This window comes from Parasphingorhabdus sp. (genome assembly GCF_039939955.1).
Lineage (GTDB): Bacteria > Pseudomonadota > Alphaproteobacteria > Sphingomonadales > Sphingomonadaceae > Parasphingorhabdus.
The window spans coordinates 460771-472692 of record NZ_JBDVHS010000006.1; the positions used below are offsets into that span (position 1 = coordinate 460771).

Annotated in this window: 13 protein-coding genes; 7 read left to right on the forward strand and 6 right to left on the reverse strand. The window is 55.2% G+C overall.

From position 1 onward, the window contains the following. Positions 1-74 precede the first annotated feature (74 nt). The 5 genes from ABJG22_RS13300 (at position 75) to ABJG22_RS13320 (ending at position 5761) form a co-directional block, all read left to right on the forward strand. Positions 75-2384 (forward strand): DNA translocase FtsK 4TM domain-containing protein, encoded by a 2310-nt coding sequence (locus ABJG22_RS13300; RefSeq protein WP_348020923.1) that lies wholly within the window; start codon positions 75-77, stop codon positions 2382-2384. An 82-nt stretch (positions 2385-2466) separates the two neighbouring features. After that, the gene (locus ABJG22_RS13305) at positions 2467-3096 is read left to right on the forward strand and encodes an outer membrane lipoprotein carrier protein LolA (RefSeq protein WP_348020753.1); all 630 of its coding nucleotides are present in this window, start codon (positions 2467-2469) and stop codon (positions 3094-3096) included. A 290-nt stretch (positions 3097-3386) separates the two neighbouring features. Next, a complete protein-coding gene (gene xth / locus ABJG22_RS13310; RefSeq protein WP_348020754.1) occupies positions 3387-4181 on the forward strand; it encodes an exodeoxyribonuclease III in 795 nt (264 codons plus the stop codon). 89 nt (positions 4182-4270) lie between these two features. Continuing rightward, a complete protein-coding gene (gene ribA, locus ABJG22_RS13315; RefSeq protein ID WP_348020924.1) occupies positions 4271-5257 on the forward strand; it encodes a GTP cyclohydrolase II in 987 nt (328 codons plus the stop codon). Positions 5258-5299: 42 nt separating this feature from the next. Further along, positions 5300-5761 (forward strand): DUF3237 domain-containing protein, encoded by a 462-nt coding sequence (locus tag ABJG22_RS13320; RefSeq protein ID WP_348020755.1) that lies wholly within the window; start codon positions 5300-5302, stop codon positions 5759-5761. A gap of 121 nt (positions 5762-5882) precedes the next feature. Here ABJG22_RS13320 and ssb read toward each other — a convergent pair whose 3' ends face one another. From ssb to ABJG22_RS13340, 4 genes are all read right to left on the reverse strand, one after another. Then, positions 5883-6407 (reverse strand): single-stranded DNA-binding protein, encoded by a 525-nt coding sequence (gene ssb / locus ABJG22_RS13325; RefSeq protein ID WP_348020756.1) that lies wholly within the window; start codon positions 6405-6407, stop codon positions 5883-5885. Between the two features lie 46 nt (positions 6408-6453). Continuing rightward, positions 6454-8313 (reverse strand): ferrous iron transporter B, encoded by a 1860-nt coding sequence (locus ABJG22_RS13330; RefSeq protein ID WP_348020757.1) that lies wholly within the window; start codon positions 8311-8313, stop codon positions 6454-6456. 3 nt (positions 8314-8316) lie between these two features. Continuing rightward, the gene (locus tag ABJG22_RS13335) at positions 8317-8586 is read right to left on the reverse strand and encodes a FeoA family protein (RefSeq protein ID WP_348020758.1); all 270 of its coding nucleotides are present in this window, start codon (positions 8584-8586) and stop codon (positions 8317-8319) included. A 162-nt stretch (positions 8587-8748) separates the two neighbouring features. Then, positions 8749-9414 (reverse strand): COQ9 family protein, encoded by a 666-nt coding sequence (locus ABJG22_RS13340; protein ID WP_348020759.1) that lies wholly within the window; start codon positions 9412-9414, stop codon positions 8749-8751. A gap of 130 nt (positions 9415-9544) precedes the next feature. On the opposite strand from ABJG22_RS13340, the gene ABJG22_RS13345 reads away from it, so the two are divergent. Next, complete coding sequence (locus ABJG22_RS13345; RefSeq protein WP_348020760.1) at positions 9545-10645, forward strand: alkene reductase; 1101 nt, start codon at positions 9545-9547, stop codon at positions 10643-10645. 16 nt (positions 10646-10661) lie between these two features. On the opposite strand, the gene ABJG22_RS13350 is transcribed toward ABJG22_RS13345, so the two are convergent. Together ABJG22_RS13350 and ABJG22_RS13355 are read right to left on the reverse strand one after the other, a co-directional pair. Further along, positions 10662-11117: a DUF1465 family protein gene (locus ABJG22_RS13350; RefSeq protein WP_348020761.1), complete on the reverse strand. Its 456-nt coding sequence runs from the start codon at positions 11115-11117 to the stop codon at positions 10662-10664. Positions 11118-11277: 160 nt separating this feature from the next. Then, positions 11278-11475 carry a DUF465 domain-containing protein gene (locus ABJG22_RS13355; RefSeq protein ID WP_348020762.1) on the reverse strand — a complete coding sequence of 66 codons (198 nt, stop codon included), beginning with the start codon at positions 11473-11475 and terminating at the stop codon, positions 11278-11280. A gap of 190 nt (positions 11476-11665) precedes the next feature. Between ABJG22_RS13355 and ABJG22_RS13360 the strand changes: the two genes are divergently transcribed. Continuing rightward, positions 11666-11818 carry a YdcH family protein gene (locus ABJG22_RS13360; RefSeq protein ID WP_348020763.1) on the forward strand — a complete coding sequence of 51 codons (153 nt, stop codon included), beginning with the start codon at positions 11666-11668 and terminating at the stop codon, positions 11816-11818. Positions 11819-11922: the final 104 nt, after the last annotated feature.

Here is an 11922-nt window from a genome sequence, read left to right on the forward strand (position 1 = left end):
AGACTCCTCGATTCGCGCAAAGGAGCCCATAGTGAATGCGCGCCTTCGGCTGGGGTGATGCACGGGAGTATGAAATGGCGGATAAAGCCAAAGAAGCAAATTGGCGCGAGATCATGCGTCTCAGCCTGTTGCGCAGTGGCGCACTGATCGGGGCCATAACAATCGTTCTGGCGACCATATTTCTATTTTTGGCTTTGATCACCTATTCGGCCAGCGATCCGTCGTTCAACACATCTGCTGGCAGTGTCGAGCATAATTGGATGGGCGTTTTTGGATCCTATCTTTCCGACCTTCTATTGGCCCTGATAGGATTGCCCGTCGCCCTGTTTCTGCCGCTGCTTCTGATATTGGCCAATCGGCTATGGCGCGACATTGCGCAGCCTGAGTGGAAACGGCAGTTGCTTTGGTGCCTGCTCGCAACGCTGCTAATTGGCGTCAGTCTGGCGCTATGGTTCCCGGATTCAGACATAGAATTGCCGTCGGGCCTTGGCGGACTGTTCGGTATGATATTGGCCAATGGCACCACTGCGGGCCTCAACGCGATATCCGCTAGCTGGAGCGGTTTGATTTCCGGCGTCTTGATCGCAGTGACGATGGTTGGCGGCCTCGTTCTAGGCTATGGCAGCCTGCGGCTCGACAAACCGTTATTTTCCGGCGCATCGCTAAAACTGCCCACCATCAAAAATCCATTTTCCCAGAAAGAAGACGATTTGGTGATAGAGCCGGATCGTTCCGGCATTGCCAAGGTCAAGAAAGACCCCGCTCCGCGCAAGTCGGTGAAGCCAGACAACCGCCCCCCCCCGGAAATCAGCGACCGGGCGCTACCTCCGAAGAAAGCCAGCGCAGACAAAGCCAAGCAAGGCGACTTTTTTGGCCCCTATGTCCTGCCTCCACTGGACTTGCTGGCCCCTGCCCCAGAACAAAATAACAATGTGATCGACAAGGCCGGCCTTGAACGCAATGCGCGCCTGCTGGAATCCGTTCTCGACGATTTCCACGTTAAGGGCACGATCAATGCCGTTCGTCCGGGCCCTGTGGTCACCATGTATGAACTGGAGCCCGCGCCCGGCATCAAGGCAAGCCGCGTCATCCAACTCGCGGAAGATATTGCCCGCAATATGTCAGCGCTCTCGGCGCGCGTCGCCGCCATTCCGGGACGCACGGTCATGGGCATCGAATTGCCCAACAGCAATCGCGAGATGGTGGTGCTCCACGAAATGGTCGGTAGCGACAGTTTCGCCGAACAGACCGGCAAGCTGCCGATCATCCTCGGCAAGAATATTTCAGGCGATCCGGTCATTGCCGACCTGGCACCGATGCCGCACCTGCTCGTCGCCGGCACCACGGGTTCGGGTAAGTCGGTTGGCCTGAACTGCATGATATTGTCGCTGCTCTACCGGCTGACGCCCGAAGAGTGCAAAATGATCATGATCGATCCAAAGATGCTGGAACTCAGCACTTATGACGATATTCCGCATCTCCTGTCGCCCGTGGTGACAGAGCCGACCAAGGCTATCCGGGCGCTCAAATGGGCGGTGGAACAGATGGAAGAGCGCTACCGGATGATGTCGTCCATTTCGGTCCGCAATCTGGCCAATTACAACGAGAAGGTGAAGGCCGCCAAAGCCAAGGGCCAACCGCTCGGCCGCCGGGTCCAGACCGGCTATGACCCGGAAACATCGCGCCCGATCTACGAGGAAGAGCAGCTCGATTACGAAGTACTGCCGCAGATCGTGATCATCGTCGACGAGCTTGCCGACCTGATGATGACCGCCGGCAAGGAAGTCGAATTCCTGATCCAGCGTCTCGCGCAAAAGGCGCGGGCTGCCGGCATCCATCTGATCATGGCGACCCAGCGTCCCTCGGTCGATGTCATTACCGGCGTGATCAAGGCCAATCTGCCCACACGAATCAGTTTCCACGTTACCTCCAAGATCGACTCGCGCACCATTCTGGGTGAACAGGGCGCAGAACAGCTGCTCGGCAAGGGTGATATGCTCTACATGCCCGGCGGCAAGCAATTGACCCGCGTCCACGGCCCCTTTGTCTCCGATGACGAAGTGCGCCGTGTCGCCGACCACTGGCGCTCGCAGGGGGCACCAGACTATATTCAGGCCGTCACCGAAGAACCGGAAGATGGCAGTTTTGCTCTCGATGGTGCGGATCTGAGCGACAGCAAGGAAGACCGGCAATATGCGCAGGCCTGCCAGATCGTGTTCGAGAGCCAGAAAGTCTCCACGAGCTGGCTGCAGCGGCAGTTACGGATCGGATATAATACCGCTGCCCGTATCATCGACCGAATGGAAGAGGATGAATTTATCAGCCCGCCGAACCATATCGGACGCCGGGAAGTACTGCGCGACCAACAGGGCGAACCGCTCTAAGCCGATATACTGATGGACCAATTCAGCCGTTGTTCAATCGTGAGTGGCTAGGCAGATATTTGGATAATCTGGAGTTTTCGTAATGTTGAAATATGGTCTCGCTTTGATCGCTGCACCGCTGGTCCTGACGGCAAGCCTACCCGCCACCGCCCAGCAAAGCCCAACCGACAATCTAGCGAAAATTTCAACCCATCTCAGGTCCATGTCCACTATGACCGCGAACTTCAGTCAGACCGACCGCAGTGGACGGTTGTTGACCGGAACACTCACCTTGAAGCAACCGGGTAAGATTCGCTTCGAATATCAAAAAGATGCCAATCTGCTGATCGTCGGCGACGGCAAAGCCCTGACGTTGATCGATTATGAGGTGAATCAGGTGCAACGCTGGCCGATCGGCAACAGTCCGCTGGCGGCGCTGCTTAATCCGAAACGCGACCTGTCAAAATATGGGAAAATCATTCCGACTCGCAATCCAGACGTGCTGAGCGTGGAAGTCAAAGACCCAAAACGCCTTGAATATGGCGTAATCACAATGGTTTTCTCAAAAACGCCCGGTGCACCCGGCGGACTGAGTCTGGACGGCTGGGTCTCTCTGGATTCGAAAAATAATCGCACCTCGATCCGCCTTTCCAACCAGAAATTCGGTGCTCCTATCGCTAATAGCCGATTCCGATGGACCGATCCCCGGCGGAAACGTCGCGGCAAGCGGTGAACCGAGGCGCGTTGCCGACCAGCAGAAAAACCTGCAGACCCTGTTCATATTTGCGACAGAAACACCGCGGTATAACCAGTTACAGGATGAGAAGAGACAGTCAGGTTTCCCCCCTGTTGCCTGACGATAAATGTTTCAACCCATCCTATGCGTGACGAACGCGAGTTAGCCCCCACCTCCTTAATGCCCCCGGAGGTGGGGGTTTTTCATTCCCCGCCCATTAAAATTAGCGAGCGATTCTATTGCCTTTGGGCTTGGGTTTCTGCGCGAGCGTGGCTAGTAGACTCAGCATGAGTGATACCCTAAAAGTCGTTAGCTGGAATATTAACAGCGTCCGTGCCCGTCTCGACATCGTCGAACGCTTCCTGACCGAGGAGGCACCTGATGTCTTGTGCCTGCAGGAAACAAAGGTACGGGACGAACAATTCCCCGAGGGCATGTTCCGACGCCTCGGCTATAATCACATGATATTGCACGGTCAGCCGATGCACCACGGCGTTGCTACCATCAGCCGTGTTCCACTGCACAAAGATGAGCGTTTCGACTGGCAGAATAATGGCGAAGCCCGTCATGTCGGCGCTGTCCTGCAAAATGGTGTCCGCATCGAGAATGTCTATATTCCCGCAGGCGGAGAAATTGCCGATCGCGAGGTAAATCCAAAGTTCGGTCAAAAACTCGATTTCTTCGGGCGGATGACCGAATGGTCCAAGAATCTGAAGGAGCCGACAATCTTGATGGGTGACTTCAACGTCGCTCCGCTGGAAGCTGATGTCTGGAACCATAAGGCGCTGATCAAAGTCGTGAGCCATACCCAGATTGAAATCGATCATCTCTATAAGCTGCGCGATGCACATGGCTGGGTTGATATCGGCCGCAAACTGATCCCTGATCCTGAGCGACTCTACACCTGGTGGAGCTACCGGGCCAAAGACTGGCGTGCATCCGACAAAGGCCGCCGGCTCGACCATGTCTGGGTGAGCCCGGAACTGGCCGACAAAGCCGTCAGCCATGTGGTACTGGAAGATGCGCGCAGTTGGGGCAAGCCCTCGGATCACGCGCCGCTGATCACGGAATTTAAATTTTGAACGCAACGCCTCTAGACGAGGCCCAGCGGGCGGCAAGCCGGCGCGCCGCCCGCGCGATTGACGCGCTTAGACGGGGCTGGCCAATCGGGATGGAATCGAATGGCACGCGGCTGAACCTGCTGCCCGTAGAAACCAGCAGTCTGGATGCCGCCCTGCCCGCGTCCGGGACCGTCTCGCTACTCATCTCCGCCAGCCGTGCAGCGACGCTGAAATTACTCAATCAATTTGCGGCGGCTGATCCGAACCTACCGATCCAGATCAGCCTTCCCGCGCCTGTTACAGCAGCGGAAATTATCGCCATTGTCGATCCCGTGCTCGACATGCGTCATCCGATGAAGGGTCCTTTCCGCTGCGAGCCACTGACCAATCCACAAGCCGCTACAGCGGCAATGGAGCTAGCCCGTCAAGGAGGCCTGCTCCCTGCATTTGTGGTCGTTGATCACGCAGAAGATATTATCCGAGCCGAGGATGCAGCGGACTATGCAGATGCCAATGCGCTAATCATAAGCGCCCATGCAAAACTACCGGTCGCTGCCAATGCCGATGCCCATATCTATGGTTTCCGCAGCGATGCCGACGCCACCGACCATATCGCGCTGGTGGTTGGCAAGCGCGACGACAGCACTCCCATCGTCCGCCTGCACAGCGAGTGCCTGACCGGCGATGTCCTCGGCAGCTTGAAATGCGACTGTGGACCGCAGCTGCATGCGGCGCTCGGAGAGATGAGCGAAGCGACTTGGGGCGTGCTCCTCTATTTGCGACAAGAAGGCCGCGGCATCGGTTTGATCAACAAACTGCGCGCCTATGCCTTGCAGGATCAGGGTTTTGACACGGTCGACGCGAACCAGCGCCTGGGCTTTGCTACTGATGCCCGAGACTTTTCAATTGCGGCCCGAATGCTGGAGCTGCTCAACGTGCCCAAAGTCAAATTGCTGACCAATAATCCGGAAAAAGTGGAAGGATTGGAAGCATCCGGCGTGCAGGTCGAAGAGCGCCTGCCGGTCAAGATTACTGCCAATCCATATAATGAATTTTATCTCGATACAAAGCGCGACCGGACCGGGCATAAATTATAGCGCTGGGCGCACGCCTGCTGCAGCAACGGAAGACATATCTCCATGGCAACACTCAAGCACGAACATCTAATAGACCTATCCCTGACCGTCGACTTCGCAGGCATGCTGGTCATGGGTCAAACACCTGCTGGGTTGCGGCGCATTGCGCCAGTCTCCGGCGGCACATTTTCCGGCGACCGGCTGAATGGCGAAGTCCTGCCGGGCGCCGATTGGGTGATCAACCGTCCCGATGGCGTGATGGAAATCGATGTCCGCTTGCCGCTCAAGACCGACGACGGGGCGATGATCTATCTCAACTATCAAGGCCGGTTTCTGGCGGAGCCGGAAACCATGGCCAAGCTGGCAAAAGGCGAGTTATTGCAGCCAGATGAATATTCCTTGGCGATGACGGCGAAGTTCGAGTCTGGCGCGGAAAACTATCTCTGGCTCAACGACGTTGTTGCAGCCGGAACCGGAGAGCAAACCGCGGGCGGCCCGGTTTATTCAATCTTCGCAATCGGCTGAGCGATAACTGCATTCTAGCCAATGTACCAAAGTTCGTACGGCTGATTCCAAAAAGAAAAACCGGCAACATCCGCTTTCGGGACATCGCCGGTTTTTCATTAACTAGACTAGAATGAGAAACCTAGAACGGCACGTCGTCATCCAGGTCGCTGTCGAAAGCGCCGCCGCCCTGACCGCTACCGGAGCCGCCGCCGGTTTGGCCCCAGCTATCGTTGCCACCACCGGATGGTGCGCCACCGCCTTGACCGCCGCCCCAGCCGTCATTGGAGCCGCCGCCCTGACCACCGCCACCCTGGCGGCTATCGAGCATTTCCATCTTCGCATCAAAGCCCTGCAGCACGACATCAGTCGAATAGCGATCATTGCCGGACTGGTCCTGCCATTTGCGGGTTTGCAACTTTCCTTCAAGATAGACTTTGCTGCCCTTGCGCAGATATTTTTCCGCGACCCCGGCCAAGCCTTCATTGTAGATTGAAATATTGTGCCATTCGGTCTTTTCTTTGCGCTCACCGGTCTGGCGATCTTTCCAGCTTTCGGATGTCGCGACGCTGAAATTGCAGACTTTTCCGCCATTGTTGAAGGTCCGTACTTCCGGATCTTTGCCCAGATTGCCTACAATGATAACTTTGTTGATGCCGCCGGCCATTTCAAATTCCCCAAAAAACTAGACTGAATATCGATTCTTGAAGACTCTATAGACCGAGGGCGACGGCACTCCAATATGTAATACCGGCTGCAACATAAGCGAGCGCAAAAAGATAGCCGAGCATGAACATCGGCCATTTCCAGCCATTGGTTTCGCGTTTGGTCACAGCGATGGTCGAGATACATTGCGGCGCAAAAACAAACCAGGCGAGAAACGCCAGTGCCGTTGGCAGAGACCAGCGGCTTTGCAAGCGCTCGGTCAGGGATTTTGCTTCGGCCTCTTCATCCGGCGCATCAATCGCATAGGTCGTGGCAAGCGCCGCCACAGCGACTTCTCGTGCCGCCATCGCCGGGATCAGGGCAAGCGCGATATCGCGATCAAAGCCAATGGGCTTGACGATTGGTGCGATAACATTGGTGATCCGACCTGCGGCGCTATAGTCAACCTGGCTCATTGCGCTGTCTTCAGGCACTTTGGGGAAGGTCAACAGCAGCCATAATACGACGGTGGAGGCAAAGATGATCGTACCGGCGCGACGCAGGAAAATCCAAGCACGCTGCCAAAGACCAATCAATATATCGCGCAGGCGCGGTAGCTGATATTTCGGCATTTCCATCAGGAAGCCGCTATTCGGTCCTTTGGTGACCGTCGAACGCAACACCAATGCCACGATCATCGCACCGACAATGCCGAACACATACAGCCCGAAAAGCACCAGCCCTTGCAGGCCGATCCCGGGACCAACCGTGCTTGGCGGAATGAACGCGCCGATAATGATCGCATAGACCGGAAGGCGGGCCGCACAGGTCATCAACGGAGCCACCAAAATGGTCGTCAGTCGATCCCTGGGATCAGAAATACTGCGGGTCGCCATGATACCTGGGATGGCACAGGCAAAGGATGACAACAATGGGATGAAGCTCCGCCCGGATAGGCCAACGCTGGCCATCAACCGATCCATGATGAAGGCCGCGCGGGTCATATAGCCACTGGCTTCGAGCAACAAAATAAACAGGAACAGGATCAGAATCTGCGGCAGGAACACCACCACCGACCCGACACCGGCGATAGCCCCTTCAATGATGAAATCCCGCAAGAAACCGGCCGGCATATTGGCCTCAACGGCCGCAGCGGCCCACTCACTGGCGCCTTCAATCCAGCCAATGGGCGCTTCCGACCAAGCGAATACGGCCTGAAACATGACGAACAGAACCGCGAACAATATGAACGGCCCAACATAGGGGTGCAGGAGAATGGAATCCATTCTCGCTGACCACCGCCGTCCAACGGTTTCGGAAAGAATCGCCTGATCGGCTATCAGCTTTGCCCGTTTGTGCAATCCTTGGTTAGCCGCTTTGCTAACCACCGGTTTCGGCTTGGCTTTGGCGGTCTTGAGACGGTCTTCCAATGCTGTCGACAAATCTTCCAAACCGCGCCGGCGCACCGCCACCGTTGGAACGACCGGAACGCCCAAGGCTTTTTGTAATTTCACTAAATCGAGCGTCAATCCGTCTCGTTCCGCTAGGTCCATCATGTTGAGCGCTACAACAACCGGCAAGCCGAGCGCGATGATTTCCAATGCAAAGCGCAGGTGATTGTCAAGATTGGCGGCGTCGAGGACGATGACGATCGCATCGGGTTGGCGTTCCCCGTCCTGCAATCCCATGATGACGTTGCAAGTCACTTGCTCGTCAGGGCTGGTCGGATCGAGACTATAGCTGCCCGGCAAGTCGACCAGCTCAGCAGCCCGTCCATCAGCAAAAGCGAACTGACCGGATTTCCGTTCCACTGTCACGCCAGGATAGTTGGCGATCTTTTGGCGCGCTCCGGTCAGCGCGTTGAACAGCGAGCTTTTGCCCGAATTGGGGTTGCCCGCGAGGACAATGAGGGGAGCAGTATCTGTCATGGATCAGGCGGCTATCGTCACCGGTGTTGGCCGGACGAATATCGCCTGCGCATGCGATTTACGGAGCGCTATCATCATTCGTCCAACTTTCAGAGCAATCGGGTCATTCAGCCCGAATATTCCCTTGTGAAGTTTCTCCACCGACACGCCTTCGTCAATACCAAGCGCCCGCAAGCGGCGGCCTTCTGTATCGGAAATAGCTTCCCAGTCGATCGCTACGACTTCAGCAGCTTGTTTGAGTGACAGCTGGTCCAGAGTTGTGGAGTTTGACATGAATCGCGAAACGGCCTTTCTAATTGCGATTGATTATCAATATTGGATTGTTTTGGCGAGTCTTTTTGTGTGCATCTGCGCTCGATTGACACACCTTCTTGCCCGATAATAAGCCTTTTTGACCGAAGTTAAGCACCAGACCGGGCCTATTGCGCCTGTTGCTCAAGTTCCACGATAGCGCAGCCGGCCGACAAAGCGCGCCATGCTGAACCGGTCGCCACCACGGCCCGTAACCTTGGCTTTCACTTTTTCAAACTGCATGACATTTTCGATCCGGCGGTCCAAAAACGCCCGCGTGTCGGCATAGCCTTCGCTGTCATCATCCAGAAAAACGCTGATCGTGCTGGCATAGATGCCCGACAATAAGGTCCGTTTGGTGTAATGATTATAGTCCGTCGCGGTATCTCCTGCGAGCCGCCACATTTTGTCAGCCGTCCGCCAACCCATTTTCGCCGCTCTTCGCAAATGGGGCGGCGCAGCCAGAATAGCCACGGCGCGCCGCAAACCTTCGCGATCCGCAGCCACGGCCTCCAGCCTTGCTTCTACCAGCGCCTTAATCCGTTGCCGTATTTTCATCGCAGCCAGCTCATCGGCACTATATTTCGCCGTCATCTGCTCATCGACTGCCAGAAACCAAGCGTCGATCATGTCGACCGGCCCGTCATTAAACGCCAGTCTTGCTAGATCAGCATCTACATCTGCCAAGTCTGCGGCAGCCAATACGGCTTTCTCATTCCAGCCATCAAAAGCCGCTTGCGCCGCCAGTGCAGGCGCTAAAAAGACGCGCACTTCATCCAGCGTGGGATCTTCAGGAAGCGTTGCAGGCATGGGAGTTCCTTTGAAATCAGAGCTATCAATATAAACAGAAATTGCTTGGATTCAAATCATTGCATTTGGGCGACCTGTCTCTTAACTGTTTGATTAACAATTCAGGCCTCTTGCTTCAGGGAATTCTATTTTGACCACATTGTTTGATCCCATCACCGTTGGCGCCATCGAGGCCCCTAACCGCGCCTTCATGGCACCTCTCACCCGCTGCCGCGCGACGATGGACTATGTCCCTACTCCGGTCATGGGCGAGTATTACGGCCAACGCGCTGGTGCCGGCGTCATCATTTCTGAAGCGACCGGGATCAGCCAACAAGGCCTCGGCACCCCCTTTGCGCCGGGCATTTGGACCGATGCACAGACCGAAGCTTGGAAACCTGTGGTCGAACGCGTGCATCAAGCCGGTGGCCGGATCATCTGCCAGCTATGGCATATGGGCCGCATCGTGCATCCCGATTTTCTCGATGGCGAGAAGCCCGTGTCTGCGTCCGCAACAACCGCACCAGGCAGCGTTCGTACCTATCAGGGCAAAAGGGATTATGAAGAAGCACGCCCCTTGGAAGTTTCCGAAATTCCGGGCCTGCTTGATGATTATCAAAATGCCGCCGAAAATGCTGCAAAAGCTGGCTTTGATGGCGTGCAACTGCACGCTGCCAATGGCTATCTTATCGACCAGTTCATCCGTTCCGGTACAAATTTGCGGACCGATGAATATGGTGGACCGATTGAAAACCGCATCCGTCTGCTCGGCGAAGTGACCCAGCGGCTTGTCGATACTCTCGGCAGCGATCGGGTTGCCGTTCGCCTTTCACCCAATGGCGATTCCCAGGGTGCCGATGATGCAACGCCGATCGAGACTTTCACCGCGGCAGCAAAGCTGCTCGACAAGATCGGCATCTCTTTTCTTGAACTGCGTGAGCCCCCTGCCCACGGCACCTATGGCAATACCGATATACCACCGGTCAGCCCGAACATCCGGCCGGTCTTTAACGGCCCACTGGTTCTGAACAGTGACTATTTCCAAGAAAATGCAACTGCAGCCCTAGCGGAAAACAAAGCCGATGCGATCAGCTTCGGGCGGACGTTCATGACCAATCCAGATTTGGTCGAGCGGTTCCGGGCAGGCGCAGAGCTTAACCCGATCGACTTCACGCCTACCTGGTATAGTCAGGGACCGGAGGGATATGTCGATTATCCGACGATGGAAGAGGTGAAGGCGGCGTCCGCCTGATCACAATAGCGTTCGGTTAGAACACGCTCTGTAATTGGCGAACCATGCCCTGCACGGCGGACTCGTCTACGACTTCTTGGTCCAGACGGGCCGAAAGGCGCTGCAGGCGTTCAAACAATTCTTCACTCGACCTGAAAATCTCCCGCGCTTCCTCTGGAAAGCGATCAACGACTTTCTGATCCGTCGGAGCTGCATGGCCAAGTGCGCGGCTATGGTTCCATGCTTCGCCGTCGTTCAATTCCCCGCTGTGCAGGGCCTTCTGACTCAACAGCCAAGCGATGCAATGCATCAGCCTCGTCGTCACTTTAAGTGATTCACAGGAGAAGGAGACCGCGAGGAGATGATCCTCGTCAGAATCCTCGTTGAAGCGCCCTGATTCGAAATAGGATCGCGCTTCATCCGCAAGCACCATCGCTTCGATATAAAGAGCATCCATTAACTTCAGGGTCAAAAGTGATTCACGGTCCGACATATTTGTTCCCTAGCAAAATATTGTCTTTCGTCGACAGCCCAATTCAATGTTTAGACTAGCCGATGACCGCTTGTTTCATAGTGACACGAGACATATTTCAGGGGTTAACTGGTGGATAGTTGTAGTTAACAAATGGCAAACGCGCAGTATCGCCTGCATTTTACGCGATGATATCCGGAATGAGCTGGTTCTCGAGCGAAATGATACGATCGCGCAAATGTAATTTTCTTTTCTTGAGTCGCGCGGCACGGAGCTGATCCCGGTTGTTCGCTTCAACCAAAGCGGCAATCGCCTCATCAAGATCGCGATGTTCAATTTTCAGCAGTTCGAGCCGCCTTTGCAACTCTTCATCGCTCATCCCCATTCCGGACCAATCTCCCCCCTTGCGTCGATGTAACAATTTTGCAATCTTACCTTATTCATCGTTCAAGTCGATACCAAGACAATTGATCATGAAAACGGTCGCCAAGATATTTTGGCCACCACAGCAGGAAAGGAAGCCTTCATCCTCTTTCAATTTCAAAAACTACAATTTTGAGGAGACTATAATGATTCAGAATCACATGTCAGCATTGCGCAACAAGCACGAAGCACTGGAACGCAAGATCAATGAAGAAGAAACCCGCCCATTTCCCGACACGGTTCGAATCCATAGTCTCAAAAAAGAGAAGCTCCGACTAAAAGAAGAATTGCTCAATTAGCCGTAAGCCAACAACGGCGCGAGAATAGAACAGGGCACGACAAACCTGCTTTCGCCCGAAGGCCCAAATTTCGATATCGCACTCACTATGCCTTTCTGCTAGGC

Bases quoted from the DNA above. Each gene is read 5' to 3' on its own strand.
- ABJG22_RS13300 (WP_348020923.1), top strand. From the start codon at position 75: ATGGCGGATAAAGCCAAAGAAGCAAATTGGCGCGAGATCATGCGTCTC.
- ABJG22_RS13305 (WP_348020753.1), top strand. From the start codon at position 2,467: ATGTTGAAATATGGTCTCGCTTTGATCGCTGCACCGCTGGTCCTGACG.
- xth (WP_348020754.1), top strand. From the start codon at position 3,387: ATGAGTGATACCCTAAAAGTCGTTAGCTGGAATATTAACAGCGTCCGT.
- ribA (WP_348020924.1), top strand. From the start codon at position 4,271: ATGGAATCGAATGGCACGCGGCTGAACCTGCTGCCCGTAGAAACCAGC.
- ABJG22_RS13320 (WP_348020755.1), top strand. From the start codon at position 5,300: ATGGCAACACTCAAGCACGAACATCTAATAGACCTATCCCTGACCGTC.
- ssb (WP_348020756.1), bottom strand. From the start codon at position 6,407: ATGGCCGGCGGCATCAACAAAGTTATCATTGTAGGCAATCTGGGCAAA.
- ABJG22_RS13330 (WP_348020757.1), bottom strand. From the start codon at position 8,313: ATGACAGATACTGCTCCCCTCATTGTCCTCGCGGGCAACCCCAATTCG.
- ABJG22_RS13335 (WP_348020758.1), bottom strand. From the start codon at position 8,586: ATGTCAAACTCCACAACTCTGGACCAGCTGTCACTCAAACAAGCTGCT.
- ABJG22_RS13340 (WP_348020759.1), bottom strand. From the start codon at position 9,414: ATGCCTGCAACGCTTCCTGAAGATCCCACGCTGGATGAAGTGCGCGTC.
- ABJG22_RS13350 (WP_348020761.1), bottom strand. From the start codon at position 11,117: ATGTCGGACCGTGAATCACTTTTGACCCTGAAGTTAATGGATGCTCTT.
- ABJG22_RS13355 (WP_348020762.1), bottom strand. From the start codon at position 11,475: ATGAGCGATGAAGAGTTGCAAAGGCGGCTCGAACTGCTGAAAATTGAA.
- ABJG22_RS13360 (WP_348020763.1), top strand. From the start codon at position 11,666: ATGATTCAGAATCACATGTCAGCATTGCGCAACAAGCACGAAGCACTG.